General features: G+C 72.6%; 25 protein-coding genes and 1 tRNA gene. 21 read left to right on the top strand and 5 right to left on the bottom strand.

Features of this window, described 5'->3' with window-relative positions:
* Nucleotides 1-1,404, bottom strand: coding sequence for a type I glutamate--ammonia ligase (locus ACZ619_RS01350; protein ID WP_469592771.1), 1,404 nt, complete (start codon nt 1,402-1,404; stop codon nt 1-3).
* A gap of 43 nt (nt 1,405-1,447) precedes the next feature.
* A complete protein-coding gene (locus ACZ619_RS01345) occupies nt 1,448-2,245 on the bottom strand; it encodes an SAM-dependent methyltransferase (protein WP_469592769.1) in 798 nt (265 codons plus the stop codon).
* A gap of 149 nt (nt 2,246-2,394) precedes the next feature.
* Here ACZ619_RS01345 and ACZ619_RS01340 point away from each other — a divergent pair, with 149 nt between their 5' ends.
* From ACZ619_RS01340 to ACZ619_RS01315, 6 genes are all read left to right on the top strand, one after another.
* A complete protein-coding gene (locus tag ACZ619_RS01340; RefSeq protein ID WP_469592767.1) occupies nt 2,395-3,249 on the top strand; it encodes a Cof-type HAD-IIB family hydrolase in 855 nt (284 codons plus the stop codon).
* A gap of 91 nt (nt 3,250-3,340) precedes the next feature.
* Nucleotides 3,341-4,114, top strand: coding sequence for a sulfite exporter TauE/SafE family protein (locus ACZ619_RS01335; protein WP_469592765.1), 774 nt, complete (start codon nt 3,341-3,343; stop codon nt 4,112-4,114).
* A 95-nt stretch (nt 4,115-4,209) separates the two neighbouring features.
* On the top strand, nt 4,210-4,374 hold the full coding sequence (rpmG, locus tag ACZ619_RS01330) for a 50S ribosomal protein L33 (RefSeq protein WP_469592763.1): 165 nt from the start codon (nt 4,210-4,212) through the stop codon (nt 4,372-4,374).
* 116 nt (nt 4,375-4,490) lie between these two features.
* Nucleotides 4,491-4,751 carry a type B 50S ribosomal protein L31 gene (locus ACZ619_RS01325; RefSeq protein WP_469592761.1) on the top strand — a complete coding sequence of 87 codons (261 nt, stop codon included), beginning with the start codon at nt 4,491-4,493 and terminating at the stop codon, nt 4,749-4,751.
* Between the two features lie 32 nt (nt 4,752-4,783).
* On the top strand, nt 4,784-4,906 hold the full coding sequence (ykgO, locus tag ACZ619_RS01320; protein ID WP_362731191.1) for a type B 50S ribosomal protein L36: 123 nt from the start codon (nt 4,784-4,786) through the stop codon (nt 4,904-4,906).
* Between the two features lie 92 nt (nt 4,907-4,998).
* The gene (locus tag ACZ619_RS01315; RefSeq protein ID WP_469592759.1) at nt 4,999-5,739 is read left to right on the top strand and encodes a cobalt-precorrin-6A reductase; all 741 of its coding nucleotides are present in this window, start codon (nt 4,999-5,001) and stop codon (nt 5,737-5,739) included.
* Between the two features lie 5 nt (nt 5,740-5,744).
* Here ACZ619_RS01315 and ACZ619_RS01310 read toward each other — a convergent pair whose 3' ends face one another.
* The 3 genes from ACZ619_RS01310 to ACZ619_RS01300 all read right to left on the bottom strand — a co-directional run bounded on the left by ACZ619_RS01310 (nt 5,745) and on the right by ACZ619_RS01300 (nt 9,225).
* Complete coding sequence (locus ACZ619_RS01310) at nt 5,745-7,826, bottom strand: MDR family MFS transporter (RefSeq protein WP_469592757.1); 2,082 nt, start codon at nt 7,824-7,826, stop codon at nt 5,745-5,747.
* A gap of 61 nt (nt 7,827-7,887) precedes the next feature.
* Nucleotides 7,888-8,670, bottom strand: a complete 783-nt coding sequence (cobF, locus tag ACZ619_RS01305) for a precorrin-6A synthase (deacetylating) (RefSeq protein WP_469592755.1) — start codon at nt 8,668-8,670, stop codon at nt 7,888-7,890.
* Between the two features lie 45 nt (nt 8,671-8,715).
* Nucleotides 8,716-9,225, bottom strand: coding sequence for a DUF309 domain-containing protein (locus tag ACZ619_RS01300; RefSeq protein ID WP_469592753.1), 510 nt, complete (start codon nt 9,223-9,225; stop codon nt 8,716-8,718).
* 103 nt (nt 9,226-9,328) lie between these two features.
* On the opposite strand from ACZ619_RS01300, the gene ACZ619_RS01295 reads away from it, so the two are divergent.
* The 15 genes from ACZ619_RS01295 to ACZ619_RS01225 all read left to right on the top strand — a co-directional run bounded on the left by ACZ619_RS01295 (nt 9,329) and on the right by ACZ619_RS01225 (nt 22,543).
* Nucleotides 9,329-9,402: transfer RNA gene (locus ACZ619_RS01295), tRNA-Pro, on the top strand.
* Between the two features lie 379 nt (nt 9,403-9,781).
* Complete coding sequence (locus tag ACZ619_RS01290) at nt 9,782-10,606, top strand: hypothetical protein (protein ID WP_469592751.1); 825 nt, start codon at nt 9,782-9,784, stop codon at nt 10,604-10,606.
* Nucleotides 10,607-10,713: 107 nt separating this feature from the next.
* Nucleotides 10,714-11,892: a hypothetical protein gene (locus ACZ619_RS01285; RefSeq protein WP_469592749.1), complete on the top strand. Its 1,179-nt coding sequence runs from the start codon at nt 10,714-10,716 to the stop codon at nt 11,890-11,892.
* Between the two features lie 22 nt (nt 11,893-11,914).
* Entirely contained in the window at nt 11,915-12,307 is a 393-nt protein-coding gene (locus ACZ619_RS01280; RefSeq protein ID WP_469592747.1) for a hypothetical protein, read from the top strand.
* Nucleotides 12,308-12,310: 3 nt separating this feature from the next.
* Complete coding sequence (locus ACZ619_RS01275; protein ID WP_469592745.1) at nt 12,311-12,637, top strand: hypothetical protein; 327 nt, start codon at nt 12,311-12,313, stop codon at nt 12,635-12,637.
* A 49-nt stretch (nt 12,638-12,686) separates the two neighbouring features.
* Entirely contained in the window at nt 12,687-13,196 is a 510-nt protein-coding gene (locus ACZ619_RS01270) for a hypothetical protein (RefSeq protein WP_469592743.1), read from the top strand.
* A gap of 58 nt (nt 13,197-13,254) precedes the next feature.
* Nucleotides 13,255-13,623, top strand: a complete 369-nt coding sequence (locus tag ACZ619_RS01265) for a ubiquitin family protein (protein WP_469592741.1) — start codon at nt 13,255-13,257, stop codon at nt 13,621-13,623.
* A gap of 34 nt (nt 13,624-13,657) precedes the next feature.
* Entirely contained in the window at nt 13,658-15,301 is a 1,644-nt protein-coding gene (locus ACZ619_RS01260) for a hypothetical protein (RefSeq protein ID WP_469592739.1), read from the top strand.
* The gene (locus tag ACZ619_RS01255) at nt 15,301-15,615 is read left to right on the top strand and encodes a hypothetical protein (RefSeq protein ID WP_391387814.1); all 315 of its coding nucleotides are present in this window, start codon (nt 15,301-15,303) and stop codon (nt 15,613-15,615) included. Before ACZ619_RS01260 ends, ACZ619_RS01255 begins: the two co-directional genes overlap by 1 nt.
* Entirely contained in the window at nt 15,612-16,061 is a 450-nt protein-coding gene (locus tag ACZ619_RS01250; protein WP_469592737.1) for a hypothetical protein, read from the top strand. Before ACZ619_RS01255 ends, ACZ619_RS01250 begins: the two co-directional genes overlap by 4 nt.
* On the top strand, nt 16,058-17,368 hold the full coding sequence (locus tag ACZ619_RS01245) for a baseplate J/gp47 family protein (RefSeq protein ID WP_469592736.1): 1,311 nt from the start codon (nt 16,058-16,060) through the stop codon (nt 17,366-17,368). The genes ACZ619_RS01250 and ACZ619_RS01245 overlap by 4 nt, the downstream gene beginning before the upstream one ends.
* A complete protein-coding gene (locus ACZ619_RS01240) occupies nt 17,365-20,640 on the top strand; it encodes a LamG-like jellyroll fold domain-containing protein (protein ID WP_469592734.1) in 3,276 nt (1,091 codons plus the stop codon). The genes ACZ619_RS01245 and ACZ619_RS01240 overlap by 4 nt, the downstream gene beginning before the upstream one ends.
* On the top strand, nt 20,633-21,244 hold the full coding sequence (locus ACZ619_RS01235) for a hypothetical protein (protein WP_469592732.1): 612 nt from the start codon (nt 20,633-20,635) through the stop codon (nt 21,242-21,244). The genes ACZ619_RS01240 and ACZ619_RS01235 overlap by 8 nt, the downstream gene beginning before the upstream one ends.
* Before the next feature lie 8 nt (nt 21,245-21,252).
* Nucleotides 21,253-21,903: a hypothetical protein gene (locus ACZ619_RS01230; RefSeq protein ID WP_469592730.1), complete on the top strand. Its 651-nt coding sequence runs from the start codon at nt 21,253-21,255 to the stop codon at nt 21,901-21,903.
* Between the two features lie 16 nt (nt 21,904-21,919).
* Nucleotides 21,920-22,543 (top strand): hypothetical protein, encoded by a 624-nt coding sequence (locus ACZ619_RS01225; protein WP_469592728.1) that lies wholly within the window; start codon nt 21,920-21,922, stop codon nt 22,541-22,543.
* Nucleotides 22,544-22,552: the final 9 nt, after the last annotated feature.

Raw genomic sequence — 22,552 nt, 5'->3', positions numbered from 1 at the left:
TCAGTACCGCCAGCGGTGGGCCGCCGCCACCGAGGCGTCGTCGAGCCCGGCGACGGCCGCCGTCTCGCCTTCGCGTACGGCGATCACCGCGTCCGCGAGGACCGGGCCGAGCGCCGCGCGCAGCACCTCGTCCCCGCGGAACTCCTCGACGGCCTGCGCCAGCGAGGTCGGCAGCCGCCGTACGCCCCGGGCCACCGCCTCGTCCGGGATGAGCAGGGCCGGATCGTCGGTGATCTCGGCCGGCAGGGGCGCGGCCGAGGCGAGTCCGTCGAGGCCGGCGGCGATGGCGCAGCCGAGGGCCAGATAGGGGTTGGCGGCCAGGTCGACCGGCTTGATCTCCAGGTTGGCGTCCTGTCCCTGGTAGCCGGCGGTGCCGGTGACGATCCGGATGCCGGCCTCGCGGGTCTCCCGGCCCCAGGCCGTGAACACCCCGGCCCACTGGGAGGGCTTGAGCCGCAGATAGCTGGCCGGGCTCGGCGCGGTCACCGCCGTCAGCGCGGGCAGGTGCCGGAGCAGCCCGGCGACGAAGGACTCGGCCTCGACCGTCATGCCGTACCGGGCGTCGCCCCCGGCGTGCAGGTTGATCCCGTGGCGCCAGACGGAGAGGTGGAGGTGGCCGCCGTTGCCCACGCCCCGCTCGGTGACGGCCGGGGCGAAGGAGGCCCGCAGACCGTGCCGGTGCGAGACCGCGCGGACGGTCTGCCGTACCAGCACGCTCTGGTCGGCGGCGGCCACCGGGTCGAGGGCGTCGGTGGAGAGCTCGAACTGGCCGGGGGCGTACTCCGGGTGGAGCTGGGCGACCGGCACCTCCTGCGCCTCGAAGGCGGCGAGCAGGTCGGCGGTGTAGTCGCTGAGCTCGATCTGCCGGGCGGCCCCGTACGCCGGGCCGGAGACCGCCGGGACGAACTCGTCGTTGGGCGCGGTGCCCCGGCCGACCGCCCACTCCACCTCGATCCCGGCCTTGAAGGTGACGCCGTGCTCCTCCTCGGCGGCCGCGACCGTGCGGCGCAGGAACGTGCGGCTGCATCCGGGGTGCCGGTCACCCTCCTGGGTGATGCGGTCGACGGGCGCCCAGGCCCAGCCGGGCTGCCCGGCCAGCACCACCAGCCGGTCCAGGTCCGGGTAGAGACGCAGATCGCCGTCGGGGGAGCCGAGGACGTCGGTGCGCACGATCGAGTCGTTCGCCAGGAAGGTGTCGAAGACCGGGGACATGCCGACCCCCCGGGCCACCGCCGCCGGGAGCTGCTGCCAGGGCACGGTCTTCACCCGGCAGATGCCGGCGGTGTCCACATGGGCCAGCACGATCCCGCGCACGCCCCGCGCGGACAGTTCGTGGGCGAGCGCGTGGGCCCGGGCGGGATCACCGGGACGCCCGCCGGGCACGGGGTCGACAAGCGGTGGCATTCGTCGTCCTCCTCCTCGACGGGCTCGGATGCGCGCGTCCCGGTCAGGGTTTCACGGCGACTGCCGCGAACTGCGGTACCGGCGCCGGGGAGTCTGTACCGGCGCGCCACTGCGAGCACGGCACCAGGCCGGGCTCCAGCGGTTCCAGCCCGTCGAGCAGACCGGCGATCTCCGCGCGGGTACGGGCCCTGATCGGCGGGGCGGCGTGCTCGTTCCAGAACCGCATCGCCTCGGCGGTGCCCCGGCCGCCGACGTCCGCGTCGGCCGTCGGATGGGTGAGGACCAGGAAGCTTCCCGAGGGCACCGCGGCCATGACGCGCCGCACCACCTCGCGGGCCGTGTCCGTGTCGAGGACGAAGTTGAGGATGCTCAGCATCATCACCGCGACCGGCCGGCCCAGGTCGAGGGTCTCGGCGGCCTGCCGCACGATCGTCTCGGGATCGTGGACGTCGGCGTCCACGTACCGGGTGACGCCCGCCGGGGCGCTGGTGAGCAGGGTGCGGGCGTACATCAGCACCATCGGGTCGTTGTCGACGTACACGATCCGCGACTCGGGTGCGACGCCCTGGGCGATCTCGTGGGTGTTCTCGTCCGTCGGCAGTCCGGTGCCGATGTCCAGAAACTGCCGTGTCCCGTGCTCGCCCGCCAGCAGCCGCACCGCCCGGCCGAGGAAGGCGCGGTCCGCGCGGGCCACGTCCCGGATCACCGGGAGCATCCCGGCCACCCGCTCGGCGACCTGCTGGTCCGCGGTGTAGTTGTCCCGGCCGCCGATCCAGTAGTTCCACACCCGCGCGCTGTGCGCCACGGACGTCACCAGTCCCGCCGGCCCCCTGCCGCTCACGTCCGTCGTCCTTCCCCCATGACACCGTTGGCCGACATTGTGCCCTCGGAAGATCGTCGTGTCACAGGAATCGCAAAGGTCGTTTCGGGGGCCGTCCACCGCATGAGGGACACTGGTGTACGAATGCCGTCCCCGACCGGAAGAAGGACATGCCCGCCTCGCCCGCGTCCCTCCTCGCCGCCTCCGACCTCCCCTCCGGCCCCGCCGACATACGGCTCGTCGTCACCGACATGGACGGCACCCTGCTCGACGACGAGAAGCGCATCCCCGAGGGACTGTGGCCGATGCTCGCCGAACTGCGCCGCCGCGGCGTGCTGTTCACCCCGGCCAGCGGCCGCCAGTACGCCACCCTGGCCCACCAGTTCGCCGAGGTCGCCGAGGGCATGGTCTTCATCGCGGAGAACGGCACCTACGTGGTGCGCGACGGCGTGGAACTCAGCTCGGACACCCTGGCCCCGGCCGTGGTCGCCGACGTCGTCCGGACGGTGCGGCGGCTGGCCGCGGACGGCGTGGACGTCGGCGCGGTGGTCTGCGGGAAGCGGGCCGCGTACGTGGAGCGGCGGGACGAGGCGTTCCTGGCGGAGGTGCGTCGGTACTATGTCACACATCACATCGTCGACGACGTCACCGCCGTGGACGACGACGTGATCAAGGTGGCCCTCTTCGACTTCGGCCCCGCCGAGCGCACCACCGCCCCCGCGCTTTCCCCCTTCGCCGGCACCCACCAGGTCGTCGTCTCCGGCGAGCACTGGGTCGACGTCATGAACCGCACCGCGAACAAGGGCACCGCCCTGCGCGGCCTCCAGCGCGAGCTGGGCATCACCCCCGCACAGACCATGGTCTTCGGCGACTACCTCAACGACCTGGAGATGCTCGACGCCGCCGACTGGTCCTTCGCGATGGCCAACGCCCACCCGGACGTCATCGGCCGGGCCCGCCATCTCGCCCCGTCCAACAACGACAACGGGGTGCTGCGCACCATCGCCCGGATCATCGGCATCTGACCCGCGCGGACGCGGCCGGCCCCGGGCGGGGGCCAATCGGCGAGACGGTACTTACACCACCGGCTTGTCCGGACATAGCATCGGTCTCCGCATGAACACGATGACGCTCTGGCACATATCCGGCTGGGAGTTCGCCGCCCTGGCCCTCGCCGTGCTGTTGGTCGGCTTCTCCAAGACGGCTGTCAGCGGGGCCAACACCGTCAGCCTCGCGATCTTCGCCGCGGTCCTCCCCGCCCGCGACTCCACCGGCGTGCTGCTCCCGCTGCTGATCGCGGGCGACGTGCTGGCCGTCGCCACCTACCGCAGGCACGCCCACTGGCCGACGCTGGGACGGCTGTTCCCGGCGGTCGCGGCCGGCGTGGTGGTCGGCACGCTCTTCCTGGTGTGGGCCGACGACGCCGTCGTACGCACCTCGATCGGCGCGATCCTGCTGCTGATGGCCGGGGTCACCCTGTGGCGGCGGCGCACCGCCGAGGCCCCCGACGACCCGGACGCGGTGACCACCCGGGCGGGCCGGATGAAGGCCCGCTCGTACGGCGTGCTCGGCGGCTTCACCACGATGGTCGCCAACGCGGGCGGCCCGGTGATGTCGATGTACCTGCTGTCGGCCGGCTTCCGCAAGCTCGGCTTCCTGGGCACCTCGGCGTTCTTCTTCCTCATCGTGAACGTCACCAAGGTCCCCTTCAGCGCCGGCCTCGGCCTGATCGACGGCGACTCGCTGCTGCTCGACGCCGCGCTGGTGCTGTTCGTCGTCCCCGGCGCGGTGCTCGGCAGGTGGGCGGTGAACCGCATCAACCAGCGCCTGTTCGAACAGCTGGTCATCGCCGCGACGGTCATCGGCGGACTCCAGCTGCTGCTGCGCTAGCCGGACCGGGAATGCGACGGCGGGGGGTGTTGTTGGACCGGTCGTGAATGACATGCCCGGGTCAGAGTTCCGGGTGTGGGCGAGAGGAGGACCCCATGGCACGCAGCACCGCGCGACCCGTCGTCAGACTGAGGTCGACCGCCGGGACCGGCGTCACCTACGTGACGCGCAAGAACCGCCGCAACGACCCCGACCGGCTGGTCCTGCGCAAGTACGACCCGGTGGCCGGCGCGCACGCCGACTTCCGCGAGGAGCGCTGAGCCGGTTCCGCGCAGAGCGCCGGACCGCCACGCACAGCAGGGCCCCGCGTCCCGGGAGGACCGGCCGGGCGAACCCCGGACATCCCGCAGGACCCAGGCCCCGGAAAGGAAACACCATGAAGTCCCGCATCCACCCCGACACCCGGCTCGTGGTCTTCCGCGACCGCGCCGCGGACACCGCCTTCCTCATCCGCTCCACCGCCGATCCGGCACAGACCGTCGAGTGGACGGACGGCAACACCTACCCGCTGGTCGACGTGGAGATCTCGGCCGCGTCGCACCCCTTCCACACCGGGAGGTCGCGCGTGCTCGACAGCGCCGGCCGGGTGGAGCGCTTCGAGCGCCGCTACGGCCGTACCGCGTCCGCCCGCGGCTGACCCCGCCCGGCGCCCGACACCAGGAGGACACCATGAAGGTGCGCAAGTCCCTGCGCTCGCTGAAGGCGAAGCCCGGCGCGCAGGTGGTCCGCCGCCGCGGAGTGGTCTACGTGATCAACAAGAAGGACCCCCGCTCCAAGGCCCGCCAGGGCTGACGCGGACCCCGCCCCACGACGGCCGCCCGGCACCCCCGCCGGGCGGCCGTCCCGCGTCCGGACCCCCGCACGGGACCCCGTACGCTCGCCCCATGTCCCCGCACGTCCTCGTCCTCGGCGGCACCGCCGAGGCCCGTGAACTGGCCGCCGCCCTCACCGCACACCCCGAGGTCCGCGTCACCACCTCGCTGGCGGGACGCGTCACCCGGCCCGGCGCGCTGGCCGGGGAGGTCCGCGTCGGCGGTTTCGGCGGGGCCGAAGGGCTCGCCGAGTGGCTGCGCGAGCGGCGCGTGGACGCCCTCGTCGACGCCACGCACCCCTTCGCCGAGACGATCACCGCGAACGCGGCGCGGGCCGCGGCACGGACCGGCGTCCCGGCCGTGGTGCTGCGCCGCCCCGGCTGGCGGCCGGGCCCCGGCGACCGCTGGCACCCGGTCGCCTCCCTGCCCGCGGCGGCGGACCTGCTGCCGCGCTTCGGCCCCCGCGTCCTGCTGACCACGGGCCGCCTGGGCCTGTCCGCCTTCGCCCACCTGACGGACCGGCACTTCGTCGTACGCTCCGTGGAGCCGCCCGGGCCGCCCATGCCGCCGCACACCGAAGTGCTGCTGGCGCGCGGGCCGTTCACCGTCGCCGACGAGACCGCGCTGCTGCTCGACTCCCTGATCGACGTCGTCGTCACCAAGGACAGCGGGGGAGCGGCGACGGCCGCCAAACTGACCGCCGCGCGCGACCTGGGCCTGCCCGTGGTCGTCGTCCGCAGGCCCCCGCTGCCGGCCGGTGTGACGGCCGTACCCGACGTGGCGGGCGTACTGGTACGGCTGGGACTCGGCTGAGGGGCTCAGCCGGGCCGGCCGGCCGGTTCCGGCTCGTCCGCGCGGTCGGGAAGGCCGTCGGTGAGGTCCTCGACCAGCAGCCGCTTGGCCATGGTGTCCACGGCCGCGCGCAGGTCGGCGCCCGAGGGACGGCCGAGGTCCTCCTGGACGCGGCCCTCCAGCCAGCCGCCCCAGGCCTCGCCGAGCACCCGGGCCTCGTGCTCGCCCGCCGCGGTGAGCGAGAGGTAGGAGCCGGTCCGGGTGAGGAAGCCCTCCTCGGCCATCCGGTCGAAGACCGGGAGCAGCACCTCGGGGGGCACCCGGCGGCGGGCGGCGATCAGCCCCAGGTTGCCGTGGCCGACCAGCCGGGTGTGCAGTTCGACCTGCATCACCGCCCAGGCACCGGCCACGTCCAGCCGGGTGCCGGACTCCCGGATGATGCGGCGCGCGGTCTCCAGGTCCGCCCGGCCGATGATCTTCGCCACGGACGCCTCCAGGACCCGCTGCGAGTCCGGACCGTGCGGTGACGCGAACCCCTCGCCCATGTCGGTGGAGCCGAGCCGCGCGCTGTCCCTGAGCGGCACCTGCTTGAGGAAGAGGGCGACCACGAACCCGACGGCCGCCACCGGCACCGTCCACAGGAACACCGTCTGGATGGTGTCGGCGTACGCCCCGACGATCGGCGCGGCGACGGGCGCGGGCAGTCTGTGCAGGCCCTCCGGGCTGGTCGCCGCCTTGGCGACGACCGCCGGGCTCACCGTGCCGACCTGGGCGGCGGCGACGATCCCGTCCGCCAGGTTCGGCTTCAGCGTGTTGGTGTAGATCGTGCCGAAGACGGCCGTGCCGAACGAACTGCCCAGCGTGCGGAAGAAGGTGACGCCCGAGGTGGCGGTGCCCAGGTCGGCGTACTCGACGGTGTTCTGCACGGCGATCGTCAGCACCTGCATCGACAGACCGATACCGGTACCGAGCACGAACATGTACAGCGACTCCAGCCAGGCCCCGGTGCCCGGCCCCATCAGGGACATCAGGTACAGGCCGGCGCCCATCACCGCCGAGCCGGCGATCGGGAAGATCCGGTACCGGCCGGTCCTGCTCACCACGTTGCCGCTGAAGACCGACGCGATGAGCAGCCCGACCACCATCGGAAGCGTCCGCACGCCCGAGACCGTCGCCGAGTCGCCGTCGACGTACTGGAGATAGCTCGGCAGGTAGGTCATCGCGCCGAGCATCGCGAAGCCGACGACGAAGCTGAGGATCGAGCAGACCGTGAAGACCGGGTTGCCGAACAGCCGCATCGGCAGCATCGGCTGGCTCGCCCGGGTCTCCGCCCAGCAGAACAGCGCGAGCGCCACCGCACCGCCCACGAACAGGCCGACGACGGTGGCCGAGCCCCACGCGTACTGGTTGCCGCCCCAGCTCGTCGCGAGGATCAGGGCGCTCGCGCCGACCGCGACCAGCGCGATGCCCAGGTAGTCGATGACCGGCTTGGCCGCCGACCTCACCACCGGGATGGTGCGGGCGGCGGACACCACGACCAGGACCGCGATCGGCACGTTGACGTAGAACGCCCAGCGCCAGGTCAGATGGTCGGTGAACAGCCCGCCGAGCAGCGGCCCGATGACCGTCGCCACGCCGAACACCGCGCCGATCGCGCCCTGGTACTTGCCGCGCTCCCGCAGCGGGATGACGTCGGCGATCAGCGCCATCGCGGTCACCATCAGCCCGCCCGCGCCGACGCCCTGCATCGCCCGCCAGGCGATCAGCAGCGACATGTTCGTGGCCAGACCGCACAGGAACGAGCCCGTGATGAACACGATCGCCGAGACCTGGAAGACCACCTTGCGGCCGAACAGGTCGCCGAACTTGCCGACGAGGACGGTCGCCACGGTCTCCGCGAGGAGATACGAGGTGACCACCCACGACATGTGCGCGGCACCGCCCAGGTCGGACACGATCGTCGGCAGCGCGGTGCCCACGATCGTCTGGTCCAGGGCCGCGAGCAGGATGCCCAGCACGATCGTCACGAAGACGACGTTGCGCCGGCGGGAGTCCAGTACGGGCGGCTGCCCGGCCTCGGGCAGTACGGCTTCCTCGGTCACGGTCACGAGGTCACCCTCACACCGGCGGGCCGCCCCCGCACTCCGGCGCGGGCCGCCCGGGTGGCGGTCAGGCCCCGGACGGCCCCGCCGGGTTGCGGCGCAGCAGATACGTGTCCATGATCCAGCCCTTGCGCTCCCGGGCCTCGGCGCGCAGCCGTTCGATGCGCGGCGCGGCCTCGGCGATCGGACCGGAGACCAGCAGCTCGTCCGGGGTGCCGATGTAGGCGCCCCAGTAGATGTCGATGTCCTGGTCGGCGTACCGGCGGAACGCCTGGTGCGCGTCGAGCATCACCACCACGTCGTCCACCCCCTCCGGCAGCCCCTCGGCGAGCCGCCGGCCGGTGGTGATCTGCACCGGCCTGCCCACCCGGTTGAGCCCGGTGCGGTGCCGGGCCACCAGCGCCGACACACTGCTGATGCCGGGCACCACGTCGTACCCGAACGCCACCGTGCCGCGGGCCAGCACCTCCTCCAGGATCGCGAGCGTGCTGTCGTACAGCGCGGGATCGCCCCACACCAGGAACGCGCCGGTCTGGTCCTCGCCCAGCTCCTCGCGGATCAGCCGCTCGTAGATGTCCGCGCGGGCGCTGCGCCAGTCCCCGACGGCCGGCGAGTAGGCGCCGCCGCTCGCGGCCCGGTCCCGCTCCGGGTCCCGCGCCTCGACCAGCCGGTAGCCGCCGTCCGGTACGTGCGTGTCGAGCATGTCCCGGCGCAGCCGGGTCAGGTCGTTCTTGACCTCGCCCTTGTCGAGCAGGAAGAACACGTCCGTGTCCCGCAGCGCCCGGACCGCCTGGAGGGTGAGCTGGTCGGGGTCGCCCGCGCCGATACCGATCACATGAATCTCTCGCACGCCCCCGAGTCTGCCCCATGCCCCCGGCGGCGGATCACGCCGGTACTACGCGGCACCGCGCAGCCGGGGCGCCTCGGCCCCGGCGTCCACGCTCCCGGCGCCGCTCTCCACCCGCCCGGCCAGCTCCCGCGCCCACCGGGCGATCCCCTCGGTGTCGACCCCGTACGGCCGCCGCACCCCGCTCCCGGCCGCCCACTCCTCGACCGCGCCCGCGCCGCGCCGCAGCAGCCGCGCCCCGCCGCTCGCGTTGCCCCGGGCCGCGTGCGTGAGCCCCACCGCCAGCTGGGCCAGCCCCCGCCACAGGCCGCGCTCCTCCCCGGGCCCGGACTTCCAGGCGTCCTCGAACACCTCGTGCGCGTGGAACGGCTTCCCCGCGTCCAGCAGCGCCTGCGCCTCGGCGACCGTCTCCGGCGGGGTCCGCACGACGCCCTCCGGCTGCCGCTCGACGCCCGGCGCGCCGTACGGCAGCGGCCGTCCCAGTCCGTCCCGAGGCCTGGCGTTGCGGGCCCGCCCCTCGGAGTCCCGGTCCCGTGGCCCTGTCCCCGTGTTTCCCATACGACTGATTGTCCCCCTCCCCACGCCCTGCTTTCGGCCCGCCCGGGAACGTGGGGTAAGGTGCTGTTCGCGCGATCACGCGGGCCACCGCGGGTGAGCGCACCGGGACGTGGCGCAGCTTGGTAGCGCACTTGACTGGGGGTCAAGGGGTCGCAGGTTCAAATCCTGTCGTCCCGACTCTATGGAGTCGCAGATGAAGGGGTGGTTCCGGAGAAATCCGGGACCACCCCTTCACCGTTCTCGGGGACCACTCGGGGACCAGCGGTCCTACCCGGCCGAACACGAGCGGTACGGCACCTTCGACATGTACGACCGTCCCGGCCGGCCGCCGTATCGACGCAGTGGTCAAGCCGACGGGGGAGGGCCGCCGGGAGCGGCTCTGAGGTGGCCCGTACCCCCGATGCCCGATCGGCCCCTCGACGGCTGCTCGCCCGGTGGCGATCCGGACCCCTCGCTGACGCCGCGGTGACGCCTCCGTAACGGCCCCCCTGCCAACGTAGCCATCGCCGGAGGGGCCTGGATCACCCGCCGGGACCGGACTAGCGACGGGGGAATCATGTCGGCATTCGGAGACCGGGCGCTGCTCGCGCTCAGTGACCCTGTCGCTCTGGGCGCGTTGCTCTCGCCCACCGACGGTTCGGGTGTCCAGAGGGTCCGCACGATGCTGGCCTCGGTCTACGACCTGTCGGCCGTCCGGCTCGACACGATCATCGACGCACGGGTGCGGGAGATCGCCCTGCAACGGCCGCTGTTCCCGACCGGTCGCCAGGACGGGGCGTGGTCGCAGCTCGTACCGTCCTACACGCGTACGGAACTGACCCTGACCGTGCCCGAGCCCACCCGGCCGGTCTGGATCGACCTGCGCGCCACCATCGACGTCACGCTGGTCGCCGAGATCGACCCGGCCGGCGCGGAATCCGTGGTGGCCCGGGCGTTCGACGACTTCGCCACCTTCGACGAGTTCCGGGCCAGGTTCGCCTTCTTCGATCTCGACGCCTTCCTCGCCGAGCACGGAATCAGCACGGTGGAGGAACTGAAGGACGCCTTCCACTACGTGGTCGCGGAGATACAGCTGCGCACGCCACCCCCCTTCGACCCCGACGACCCGGCGAACACGCACACCCTGCCGGTCACCCTGGCGGCCGTGGTCGTCGACCCGTTCGACCTCGCCGGCGGGCTGCGCGCCACCCGACTCGTGCGGGAGGCGGCGCGGCCACTGACCGGCCCGCCTCCCGCGGGGCTCCCGGCCGAGGTCGCCGAGGCGTACGCGACCGCCGTCGTCATGGCGGAGGACGGTCTGCCCGACGGGCTCGCCGCCGCCGATGTCGAACGGCTCTGCGCCACCGAGGGCGTCGCCTGCCTCTTCCTGCCCGCCCCTTGACGAAGCCGTCATGACGGCGACCGCCGCCCGCGGTCGTGTTCGCCCGCCTCTGCCTCTGCCTCTGCCATCGACCCGGCCTGACCGGCCCGCCCTGGAGGAGAACCCTGATGCCCGTTCGGTATATCCGGGTTGACCCGACCGTCAACCTGTTCGCACCGGCCGTCCGCGCCTTCGGCACGATCGCGATCGTGGGTCGCGTGACCGCGCCGGCCCCCGCTCCGGCTCCCGAGCCCGTGGCCGCGTCGTCGTCGGCTTCGGCCAGGAAGGCCGCCGTCGCCGAGGCGACCGTCGTGGCGCCCACGCCGGTGGCGCTCACCAGCCCGGACCAGGCGGCCGAGAACTTCCCCGGTGAACTCGCCGGGGCCATCAGCCTGGTGTTCTCGCAGACTCCCGGCCCGACCCTCGTCTACGCCGTCCCCGTCGACGCCACCGCACCCGACTGGAAGGGCGCACTGGAGGTCGTCGCCGGCCTGAACGTCCAGCTCGTCGTGCTCGCCAACACCCCGATCGACGCCGACTCGAAGACCCCCGACGGACCGATCGGGCTGCTCTCGGCGCACGTCACCACGGTGTCCGACACGGGTACCGACGGCATGGAACGCATGGGTGTCGCGATGCTGCCGCGGGGCAGCGCCGACCCGAAGGCGATCCTGCCGAACGACCGCATGGTCTACATCGCGCACAACAGCGAACAGGACGCGGCGGTCGCCGTGGCCGGCACCATCGCCGGCTACGAACCCTTCGTGTCGATGCTGCTCAAGCAGGTCAACATCGTCAGCACGCCGTTCGGCCCCACCGACATCGACACGTTGAACGGGCCGCCGGAGGACTCCGGGACCGGGCCCACCGGGGCCGGCGTCAACTGGCTGACCAGCCCCGCGCTCATCCCCGGCAACGGCGTCTACATGGGCGAGGGCTACACCGGCAACCCCGGCAGCCCGAAGAAGTACATCGACATCTGCCGCTTCATCGACCATCTGTCCTTCCTGCTCAAGGCACAGCTGATCAACTCGATCGGCAACGTGCGGATCAGCAGGTCCGGGCTGCGCGCGCTGGTCGCGCAGCTGGAGGCGGTCCTCAGCCCCTTCGTCGACGACGGCGTGCTCAACAGCTTCGAGATCGTCGTCCCCGTCCTCGTGCTCCTGGACAAGGACCCCGCCACGCTCACCACCGAGGAGGCGGGCAAGATCCACACCGCCGAGGTGCAGCGCCTCGTACAGGTGCTGGCCGCCGTCGAGTACGCGGGCGCCGTGCACCGGATCTCCATCGACCTGAAGTTCGACTAGTCCGACTAGGAAGGCACTCCTGATGGCCGACTGGAACACCCGCCTCGAAGTGAAACTCGGGGACTCCACCATCACCCCGATCTCGACGTTCACCCCGACCTTCAACGTGCCGCACACCGTGCTGCACAGCATCGAGGCGGACAACGTCGGGTTCGTCCGCCAGCCCGCCACGTTCACCTTCACGATGGGCGTGCCCGCGGTCGCGACCGTCGTCGCCGACCTCACCCAACTGGCCACCGAGGGAACCGAGTTCCAGATCATCGTGGCCGAGAAGAAGGGCACGGACTGGGCGTTCAACTCGATGAAGTTCGCCCGCTGCGTGGTCACTTCGGCCAACCCCAGCAACGTGATGGTCGACGGCGTCCCGCAGGCCAGCTTCACCTGCCTCGCGCTGTCCGTCGGGGTCGAGGCCTAGCCCGTGGGCGGCGACGGCGACGGTGCCCCGGAGGAGGAGCGGGACGGAGTCGAGGCCGGTCCCGGCGGCCAGGCGGCTTTCCCCGTACCGGGGTTCGCGACCGGCGGCCGGGTGGAACGCACCGGGATCGCGCTGGTGCACGAGGGTGAGTACATCGTCCCGCAGGACGGCAGCGAGGCCGTGATCTCGCCGCGGAGCGAGTCCGCGGTCGTCAACTACTACTTCCCGGTCCAGGTCGAGGTCGTCGGGATGCTGCCGGACACCGAGGTCCAGCGGGTGGCCGGTTACGTCTTCGACCAGCTCGACCGGGAACTGGCGACCCGCATCTGACGGACACGGACGCCCGCCGTCCGAGGGGATTCGAAGGGGGACGAACACGATGGCTGATGCGGTGAACCTGCCTGTGCTGGTGGGCCCTGTGCAGCTGCTGTACGTGCAGAGCATGACCGTCAACGAGGGCTACCGCATCGAGCGGATCATGGGCAGCCGGTTCTCCCAGGCCACGCAGCCCACGAACAGGACGATCGCGATCGAGGCCGTACTGCTCGGCCCGCAGCGGCAGGAGCAGAAGAAGGCCCTGGAGGCCCTCGCGCTCACCTCGCGGCTGCTGGTCGCCGCCGTCGCCCGCGGGGAGTCGGCCGTCGGCATCCCGGTGGTGTCGGGTCTGACCATCAGCCTGAACATGCAGATCACCGATCTGCGCTTCACCCAGGGGGTGGCCAAGCGGGACGTGCTGGACGTGTCGATCGCGCTCCAGCAGATCCCGCCCGCGCTCACGGCCGCGGTGCTCGGTGAGATCGGCGACCTGAGTCTCGCCGTGGGCACCGCGGCCGTGCCGAGCGGACCGACGGCCAGTCCCATCGCCCGAACTCCAGGCGCTCTGTTGTGAGTTCGCACGACACACGGTGCGTTCGCCGTGAACCCGTCATGACCTAAGGAGGCAGGATATGGCGGCCCTGAACTATCTCGCCCTGCCGATCGACCCGGCCGAGGGGTTTCCGCAGGCGTTCCGACTGTCCCTGGCCGGCCGCTCCTACCGGTTCCGGCTCTACGGCAACGTCGCCGAGGACGTGCTCGACGACCTCCCGGACGGCCCGCTCGACCTGCCCGCGAGGTCCGCGTTCCTCGTACTGTCGGTCGAGCGGGAGGACCCGGCGGGACCGACCACGATCCTGCTCCGCAAGCTGGTGCCCGGCGTGGAGTACCACGCGGCCGAACTCGCCCTGACGTTCCCGACGTTGAGGCTCGACCCGCGCAATCTCAACGGAGCCGGCTCGTTCGGTTCCCAGGTCGTCGGAGGGGTGGCCGCGCGATGAGCCGACGCACCGACGCCCGGCGGGAGCTGACGCCATGAGCTTCGTCATCCGCTACGAGGTGGAGATCTCCGCACCCGAGGAAGCCGCTGGGCTCGGACTCCCGGTGACCGTGTCCAACGACGTACTGGCCGGCTCCTTCGCGCTCGACGCCGACATCACCGTCACCATGACGGAGGGCGCCGCCACCGACACGTTCGAGGTCACCCTGATCAACCTGCCGACGGACGTGACCGACCTGATCCGCTCGGTCCAGGCCCGGACACCGGTCAACGTGTCCGTCCGGCTCGGCTACTTCGACGACCCGTCCACCACGAAGGGCGACGGCGGCAGGGTCCTGGTGGGCCGGGTCACCCGGGTCTCCGGCAGCGTCGGCCAGGACGGATACGCGCGCACGGTGCTGCACGGCCAGGAGGAGGGCGGCTATCTGCTGCGCAACGAACCGGCCCAGGTCGGCACCCCCGACGGGACGAGCGCGGCGGACCTCGCCGGCTCCCTCGCCGGGAAGGTGGGCGTGCGGTTCGCGAAGGGCTCGACGCTGCCCGGCGACCTGAGCGGGTTCACGATCCGCAGCGGATCCACGCTGGACGCGCTGCGCGCCCTGGCCGAGCGGGGGAACGCGCCGCTGGTGGTCCGGGACCGCACGATCTACCTCGGCGACGCGGTCGGCGCGGCGAGGGACACGGCACCGGTGGCGCTCGACCCCGACACCAACATCGTGTGGCTGGACAGCTCCTACGGGGAGGACACCTCGGGCGAGTTGTCGCCGCCGGTGCGCACCACCGTGAACCTGGCCGTGCTCGGCCATCCGGGGCTGCGGGTCGGCCAGGTCGTGAGGATCGGCGGACTGTCCGGGGTGCCCGACGGGACGCTGCGGCTGTCGCGGGTGGTGCACCGGTTCACCACCGCCGGCGGATACACCACGGAACTCGGCCTGATCGCGGCGGGCGCCGGTGAGCGGGCGCAGATCAGCACCGGTGTCCAGGTGGTGGTGGACCGCTGGCGCGGCATGGTGGACCGGGCCCGCGACGACCATCCCGCCGTGGACGTCGGGGAGGTCACCGAGTACGCGCCCGGTGCCGCCGGGCACCTGGCCTCCCTGCACTACGCCCAGGTCCCCGAGCCGGGTGTGGTCGCCCCCAGCGTGGCCAGTCCGGTCGACACCGGCGCGAGCATGCACGAGAAGCCGATCTCGTCGGTGTTCGCGTTCGACCGGACGGGCCTGGTCGTGCCCGTGTACCCCGGCATGCGCGCCCTGCTCGCGCACAACCGGGGCGCCGTCAACGACGCCGTACTCGCCGGGTTCCTGTGGCCGGACAACCCGCGGACCCGGCGCCCGGCCAACGAGCCCGGCGACTACTGGCTGGCGCTGCCCACCGGACTCGGCGACGACGGACGGCCCACCGGCCCCGGCGCCAACGACCTCACCGACGCGGGCGGCCACCGGGTGATCCAGACGACCGGCCTGCACATCCTGGTCGGCAAGGACGCGCTGCCCGAGGTGGGCACCCGGCCGAAACCGCCGGCCGACGACACGATCACCATCGAGCACAGGAGCGGTACGACCATCACCGTCGCCGCCGACGGCGCGGTCACCATCAGCACGAACCACCACCCGATCTCGCTGACCAACGGCGCGGTCGGCCTCACGCTCGACGGTTCCGCCGTGGCGGTGTCCTGATGGCCGCCGTCCTCACCGCCGCGTCGACGTTGCAGTGCCCGCACGGCGCACCGCTGTTGATCGTGCCCGGCGGGCATCTGCTCACCGTGGACGGACAGCCCGTCCTCACCCGCGCCGACCTGCTCACCGCCACGGTCCCGGCCTGCCCGAGCCAACCGCCGTGCGGCGCGGTCGTGTCCGTCGACTCCGGCCTCGCCACGAAGCTGCGGATCGGGGACGAACCGGTGGCGCTGGAGACCGCCCAGGGATCGACCCTGACGGCGTCGCCCTGGCGGGTCGTCTCGGCCGGCCAGACGAAATTGGAGGCAACATGACAACGCCGACGTCCCCGGACCCGTTCGGGCACGGCCTGCGCGTGGACGACGGGGACCTCGTACTCGACGGCGGAGACCTGGCCGAGGTGAGCGGGACCGCCAACCTCACCCAGGCACTGATCCTGCGCGTCCTGACCCCCTTCGGCTCCGACCGCTTCAACACCGGCTACGGCCTGGACGTCACCCGGGCGTTCACCGAGCCGAACGGTGCCCGCATGGTCAAGGAACTGGTGAAACTCAACCTCGTCGGCACCCTGGGCACCGACCCCCGGGTCAGCGAGGTCCGGCAGGTGACCTTCGACGACGATCCCGAACGGCTGGCCGCCGGCCCCGGCGCCGTGGCCCGGGCACGTGCCGCCCGGCTCCGCCGCGTCTGGACGGTCGAGGCCGACCTGGAGACGGTGGCCGAGGTTCCGGTCACGCTGCGCGTGAACGTGGAGGTATGACGACCGTGACCGACTACGGGGTGACTGCCGACGGCTTCGTCCTCAAACCCGTCGACGCGATACTCAGCGAGTCCTTCGACCGGGCCAGGGCGGCGTTCCCCGGCGCGGACCTGACCAGTACCAGCGCGCTGCGCAAGATCCTGGAGACGGCCGCCGCCGAGGACGGCGAACTGTGGAAGCGGCTGGAGGACCTCTACTACGCCAACTTCATGTCCACGGCGGTCGGCGACGCCCTCGACCTGCTCGGCGAGGACACCGGCCTGGACCGCGCGCCGCTGCCGAGCACCGGCACGGTCAAGGTCACGCTGGACAACGCGGTGGAGGGCCGCCAGTACGTCCTGCCGCAGGGCGCGATCCTGGTGACGGCCGAGGGCCGGACGTTCGGCACGGCGGCACCGGTCGTGCTCGACAGCACCGAGACCACCGCGAACGTCGGTGTCGTGGCGTTCGAACCGGGACCGGACGGGGACGTCGCCGCCGGGACGATCACCGCCGTCGACCCGACCTACCGGTCGATCTACCTCGCCGACCTCGGGTCCGCCGGCTTCGAGGTGACCAACCCGGCCGCCACCAAGGGCGGCACCGACGAGGAACCGGACGCCGCCTACCGCGGCCGGCTCCTCGGCCTCGCCCGCAACCTGTGGACCGTCGAGGCCGTCGCCCAGGCCGCCCTCGGCGTCAGCGGGGTCCTCGACGTCGTCCTGTCCGACCCCCTCGGCGGTGTCGACGTGTCGCAGAGCTACTTCGACCTGTTCAACTTCGACCAGCGGGCCTTCAGCAGCGAACGCCGCGTCGGGCAGCCGTACTTCTTCACCGTCGTCGTGGCGCACGACTTCCGCTGGCCGTGGCACACCACCGGCCCCGTGCCCGGCATCTTCGAACGGGTCGGCGCGGCGGTCGACGCGGTCCGGCCGATCGGCATCCACGCCAACGTCGTCGAGGCCGACCACATCGAGATCGGCGTACGGGCGACCCTCGTCGTCGCCCCCGGCTCCGACGGCGTCGCGCTCCTGTCCTCGGTGCGCCGACGGCTCGCGAAGGACATCGCGGCGCTGCGTCTGGGCGGCGACGTCCTGTACGCGCAGGTGGTCAGCGCGTTCGTCGAGGAACCGGGCGTGCTCGACGTGCAAGGGCTGCATCTGCGCCGGGTGCCGGCCGCGTTCGGCCGGATCACCTTCGGCGACGTGCCGTTCCAACGCGTGCTCGCAGAGGGCGCGGTGGGCGAGAACCTCACCATGGGCCCGACCGAACTGGCGACCTTCGTGGCCGACGGCGACGCCTTCGACGTGACGGTGGTGACCGGATGACCACCGAAACCGGCACACCGCCGCCCACGCTCGCCGTCACCACGATGGCGCGCCGCCTCACCACACCGTTCGCCCGCGGCGCGGACACCCTCGACCTGCGCCTGCTGCCCTTCACCAGCTCGCAGGCGGAGATAGGGAGTTACGACTTCGCCGAGCACGAGGCCCGCTTCGGCGCACCGGCCGAGCCGCGCTACGTCCTCGCCACCACCCGGGACGTCGACGCCGACACCACCGTGACCCTCACCTACGAGGAGCCGGGCGCGCCGTCGAGCGTGGACCACCAACTCACCGTCCCCGCCGGGACGGTGACCGGTACGTCGTTCCTGCTGGCGCGGCCGGTGACCGCGACCGCGCGGCTGGTCCTGCTCACCATGGGGACCTCGCCGTTCGACAACCGGCCCCAGGACTGTTGGACCCTGACCGCCTTGCTCGGCACCACGGCCAAGCTGCTCTGGGTGATCGGCGCCGAACGCGACCAACTGCGCCGGCACGCCGTCACCACCCTCGCTCAGCGGCACCTGCCGACCGCCCTGGGCCTGAGCCTCGACCTGATCGGCGCCGACCTCGGCGTTCCGCGCTTCCCCGCGCTGCCCTACGGCTTCGACACCGACGCCGTGGCGCTGTACCACCTCGACGACGCCCCCGGCGCCGACCCGCAGGTCGCCGACGCGACCGCCGCCTACCCGGGCCGGACCGGGCACCACGGTGTGCTCCAGGGGCCGGTGCAGGTCGGCCTGCCCGGTCGGTACGGCCGGGCGATGGGCTTCCGGTCGGCCGACTCGGTGATCACGGCGGCCACCGACGCCACGTTCGACATCGGCGAGTGGGACGACGCGACCCTGGAATGCTTCGTACGCCCCGACCCGGCACCCGACCCCGGACCGGATCCGGAACCCGACCCGGATGCCGACCCCTGCGCGTACGACGGGCCGGTGCTCAGCCGCCGCCCCCCGGACCCCGGCGGGAAGTTCGGCCACGGTGAGAGGGCGCGCGCCGGCTGGGAGTTCGCGATCGGCGACTTCCGGCGCGGGCTCCCGCGCAACGTACGGTTCACGATCGGCGACGGCGATCCCGGCCACGACGTGACCCTGTTCGCCGACACCACCCTGCCGACCGACGTGTTCACGCATGTCGCGGCGGTGGTCGACCGCACCAGGGGACGGGTGGAGCTGTTCCTCGACGGAGTGCTGCGCGACTGGCGGTTCCTGTACCCGCTCGGCGCGGTCACCGGCACCGAACCGCTGCGGATCGGCGCGGCGGGCGGCGGCTTCCGCGGGGTCGTCGACGAGGTACGGATCAGTTCCTCGGCCCGGAAGGACTTCGCGCCCGCGCTCGGCGAGGACGACGACCACTACCGGCGCCGCCTCGAACTGTTCCGCCGCTGGACCCTGCCGACCCCGGCGAACCTCACCGCCCTCCTCAACCGGCTCGCCGGACCCATCGCCGGGCGGCCCGACGCGCTGGTGGTCGACGACACGAACGCCACCCTGGTCCGCGGCACCCGCCTCGTGCACATCCGCCCCCGGGTCCTGCTCCCCGGCGAGACCGTCGACGCCACCGGGGCGCGCCGGACGACCGTGGCGAGCGTGGTGGGCACGGCGGCCCAGGAGGACACGTTCGACCCCGCCTACCTGCTGCGCTACGCCAACCCCGGGGTGGACTTCACCCCCGGGACCGCGCCGGCCGACCCGCACCTGGTCCAGGTCGGCGTGGCCGAATGCCTCGACCGGCTGGTCACCCTGGCCGGAGCTGAGACCGCATCGCCCGGCCGCCTGCGGATCGACGCCGCCTACCACCCCCTGGCGGCCGATCTCCGGGCAACGGGCCGGGCGGTGCTCCTCTCGCACAGCTCGGTCCCCCCGGACCGCCTCGCGGCCCTCGCCCACAGCGCGGGCTTCGACTACGTCGCCCACCGCACGGGGGCCACGGGAGGCGGGGTGTACGCGGCGACCGCCCAGGGCGACTACTTCAGGATCGACATCGCCGCGTCCGCCACCGACACGCTCACCCCGGCCGCCGTCGCCCCGCTCGACGCGGCGTCGGACGGCCCCGGCCCCACCGATCTGCTGCCGGGCGTCCCCATGACGCTGTCGCTGCGCCCCGCGCCCCCGGCGGATGCCTTCCTGACCTGGCTCGTGGTGCCCGGCGGAGCCGGGCGCGGCGCGCTCGCACCGGACACCGGTGCCGGATCCCGGCACCGGACCGCGGAACTGGTCGCCACCGACCCCGGGCAGTTGACGGTCAAGGTCGATGTGGCCCGGGGCAGGCACACCGTCTCGGCGTCCGCGACCCGCACCCTGCGGATCGGCCTGGCAGGCCTCGACGAGGGCGCCTCGGTCGCCGCGGACGGCACCACCGGCGTTCCCGCGTCGAGCGTGGAACGCCCGGGCACCTACTTCGACCGGGCGTTCCTGGTCCGCCACGACCGGCCCGGACTCGACTACGGCAGCGACGGCGCCCACCTGATGCAGCCCGCCGTGGCCGAACTCCTGGACGCCCTGCTCGCCGAACTGACGCGCCTGTCGGCCGGCGGACGGCTCACGGTGACCGCCGGTTTCGACGACACCGGCGACCCCGCGGACCCGGCCGCCGCGGAAGGGCGCCGGCTCCTGCTCCGGCACAGCTCGCTGGACCCCGGAACGCTGGCCAGGGCCGTGTTCGCCGTCGGGTTCGGGTATCTCCGGCGCGGCGGCGACGACCTGGAGGTGCGCCAGTCCCCGGGCCAGCTCGTCGAGGTGCGCGGCCCCTCCGGCGTCGAGGTCGGCGCCGTCATCGAACTGGACGAGGGCGACGCCATGGACCTCACGGTGGCCCCGTCGCCCGACACCCTCGCCGCCGCCGGGCTGATCGGCCAGTTCCCGGGCGAGGGACCGCGGTTGGGCTGGGCGTCCGGAACCTACGACGCCGCCGCGGTGACCGTGGTCTCCAGCACCCTGCGGACCGTCACCCTGCACGCCGACGCCGCCGGCACGGCCTGGGTGCAGGCGGCCTATCCGGTCGGCGGGCAACCGGTGCCGTACACCTTCCAGGTGCGTCTGCGGCCGGAGGCGGACCTTGCGACGACGGTCATCACCAAGGACCAGCACGACCTGATCATGAACATCCTCAACGTGTTGCACCCGGTCGGCGTGGAGGTCAACACCGCCGCGATCCGCGCCCATGTGGTGGAGCTCCGGGGCGACCTCTCGCAGGCCAACCCGGACTACACGTACCCGAGGTTCCGAGTCCGCGGCCCACTGCCGCTCCGAGCGAGGAGGCCCGCCGATGGCTGACATCGTCTTCCGACCCATCTTCAGCCACAAGGAGTTCGTCGACGGACCGGACGGCGACCGGGTCCGCGCCGACGAACCCAACGGCTTCAACGCCCGGTTCACCGCCATCGAGAGCGATCTGCGCCAACTGGCCGGTGTCGTCGAGGAGATCGACGAGGCGGTGGACACGCGGGGGACGGGGCCGGTCGAGCACCGGCTGACCCTGACCCCGGCCCTGCGCCCCATCGGCGTCGCCTGGCAGATCACCCCCACCGGCGCGGCCCAGGCGACGGACGCGACCAGGACCACGGACTCGCTGATGGAGGTGGCGCTGCCCGACAACGTCACCCTGGTCTCGCTCCGCGTCCTGGGCCAGGGCGGCACCGGCCCGGTGTCGGCGGCGACCGTGGTCCTCTCCCGGGTCCCGATCCCCGGTGGCACCGCGCAGGCGCTCGCCACGGTCGTCGGCGACGCGGATCCGTTCGACGTGACCGCCTCCGTCGACCCGGCCCTCGCCACGACCGCCACCGCCGCGTTCCGCTACGTCATCCGCGCGACAGCCCCGCACACGACCGGTCCGGTCACGATCGCCGCCCTCCAGGTCACCTACACCACCACCAGCTAGGAGCCCTCGTGGCCGACATCAGTTACACCCCGACGTTCCACCACGTCCTCTGGGAGGACCGCAGGAACCGTGTGGAGGCGGCCGGTCCGAACGGGTTCAACGTCCGCTTCAACGCGATCGCCGACGACCTGCGCCAACTGTCCGCGGTGGTGCAGGAGGTCGGCACGGCGATCGACCTGACGAACGTCCCCCCGCCGCCCCAGCAGCAACGACTGACCTTCACACCCGACCTGGGGGACACCGCGCCGGGCCGGCCGTCCTGGGAGCTCGGGGTGAACGGCACGGCCCAGGCGAGCGTCTTTCCCAACGACGACAACGACGCCGTGGGAGTGGCCAACCTGAACCTGCCCCACCAGTACCGGCTGACGGCGATGCGCGTCGTGGGCTCCGTCGACACCCCGCTGGCCGTCAGCAACATCTCGCTGGCGCGCACCCCGATCCGGCTCGTCGTCCCACCCCCGGCCCCCGAACCGATCGCCTCCCTCTCCGGGCTCGGCGCCGGCAGCATCACCTCCTTCGACCTCCCGGTCCCGATCACCGCCGCGCGCGCCCTGATCGACACCGGAGTCTTCCGCTACTTCCTCACGGCGACCTTCGGCACCATCCAGGGCACCATGAAGATCGAGGCGGTCCAACTCACCCTCGCCCCACCGTCCTGACCAGAAGGGGACACCTGTGACCGACCTCAGCTACACGCCCGCCTTCGACCCCATCGACTGGGTCGACAACGTCGACCGCATCACCGGGGGCGGCCTCAAGGGCTTCAACATCCGGTTCGACACCATCGCGAGCGACCTGCACCAGGCCGCCGCAGTGATCGGCCGTATCGACACCGCGCTCGGCGCACCCGTCGGCGCCCCGGCCGGTCAGCAGATCCTCACCCCCGGCCTCGTCCTCGACGGCGACTGGCAGTACGACAAGACCGGGGCCGCGCACCCGTTCAACAGCGGCGGCCCCATCGTCGGGGTGATGGGGCTCAGCCTGCCGGGAAACGTCAACCTGGTGTCGTTCCGTGCCGTCGGCCTCTACCCGGGCAACCCGACCGCCCTCAGCATCGCCCTGATCAGGGCCCGCCTCGCCGACGTGAACGCGGCCCCCGACAAGCTCGCCGAGGTCAGCAGCGCCGTGTCCGCGCTGACCAACCCCTACGACATCACGGTGCCCGTCGACGTCACACTCTCCGCGGTCGACCTGGACACCTACCGCTACTGCGTGGTGGCCACCGTGACGACGCCCGACTTCCAGAGCGCGACCGCCACCACCCTCGCCACCGTCCAGCTCGCCTGCACCGCGGCCTGAGCCGGCGCC

The organism is Streptomyces sp. NPDC104367 (assembly GCF_055583825.1).
This window is presented reverse-complemented; position numbering and strand designations above follow the sequence as displayed.

Bases quoted from the DNA above. Each gene is read 5' to 3' on its own strand.
- ACZ619_RS01350 (WP_469592771.1), bottom strand. From the start codon at position 1,404: ATGCCACCGCTTGTCGACCCCGTGCCCGGCGGGCGTCCCGGTGATCCC.
- ACZ619_RS01340 (WP_469592767.1), top strand. From the start codon at position 2,395: ATGCCCGCCTCGCCCGCGTCCCTCCTCGCCGCCTCCGACCTCCCCTCC.
- ACZ619_RS01335 (WP_469592765.1), top strand. From the start codon at position 3,341: ATGAACACGATGACGCTCTGGCACATATCCGGCTGGGAGTTCGCCGCC.
- rpmG (WP_469592763.1), top strand. From the start codon at position 4,210: ATGGCACGCAGCACCGCGCGACCCGTCGTCAGACTGAGGTCGACCGCC.
- ACZ619_RS01325 (WP_469592761.1), top strand. From the start codon at position 4,491: ATGAAGTCCCGCATCCACCCCGACACCCGGCTCGTGGTCTTCCGCGAC.
- ykgO (WP_362731191.1), top strand. From the start codon at position 4,784: ATGAAGGTGCGCAAGTCCCTGCGCTCGCTGAAGGCGAAGCCCGGCGCG.
- ACZ619_RS01315 (WP_469592759.1), top strand. From the start codon at position 4,999: ATGTCCCCGCACGTCCTCGTCCTCGGCGGCACCGCCGAGGCCCGTGAA.
- ACZ619_RS01300 (WP_469592753.1), bottom strand. From the start codon at position 9,225: ATGGGAAACACGGGGACAGGGCCACGGGACCGGGACTCCGAGGGGCGG.
- ACZ619_RS01290 (WP_469592751.1), top strand. From the start codon at position 9,782: ATGTCGGCATTCGGAGACCGGGCGCTGCTCGCGCTCAGTGACCCTGTC.
- ACZ619_RS01285 (WP_469592749.1), top strand. From the start codon at position 10,714: ATGCCCGTTCGGTATATCCGGGTTGACCCGACCGTCAACCTGTTCGCA.
- ACZ619_RS01280 (WP_469592747.1), top strand. From the start codon at position 11,915: ATGGCCGACTGGAACACCCGCCTCGAAGTGAAACTCGGGGACTCCACC.
- ACZ619_RS01270 (WP_469592743.1), top strand. From the start codon at position 12,687: ATGGCTGATGCGGTGAACCTGCCTGTGCTGGTGGGCCCTGTGCAGCTG.
- ACZ619_RS01265 (WP_469592741.1), top strand. From the start codon at position 13,255: ATGGCGGCCCTGAACTATCTCGCCCTGCCGATCGACCCGGCCGAGGGG.
- ACZ619_RS01260 (WP_469592739.1), top strand. From the start codon at position 13,658: ATGAGCTTCGTCATCCGCTACGAGGTGGAGATCTCCGCACCCGAGGAA.
- ACZ619_RS01255 (WP_391387814.1), top strand. From the start codon at position 15,301: ATGGCCGCCGTCCTCACCGCCGCGTCGACGTTGCAGTGCCCGCACGGC.
- ACZ619_RS01250 (WP_469592737.1), top strand. From the start codon at position 15,612: ATGACAACGCCGACGTCCCCGGACCCGTTCGGGCACGGCCTGCGCGTG.
- ACZ619_RS01245 (WP_469592736.1), top strand. From the start codon at position 16,058: ATGACGACCGTGACCGACTACGGGGTGACTGCCGACGGCTTCGTCCTC.
- ACZ619_RS01240 (WP_469592734.1), top strand. From the start codon at position 17,365: ATGACCACCGAAACCGGCACACCGCCGCCCACGCTCGCCGTCACCACG.
- ACZ619_RS01235 (WP_469592732.1), top strand. From the start codon at position 20,633: ATGGCTGACATCGTCTTCCGACCCATCTTCAGCCACAAGGAGTTCGTC.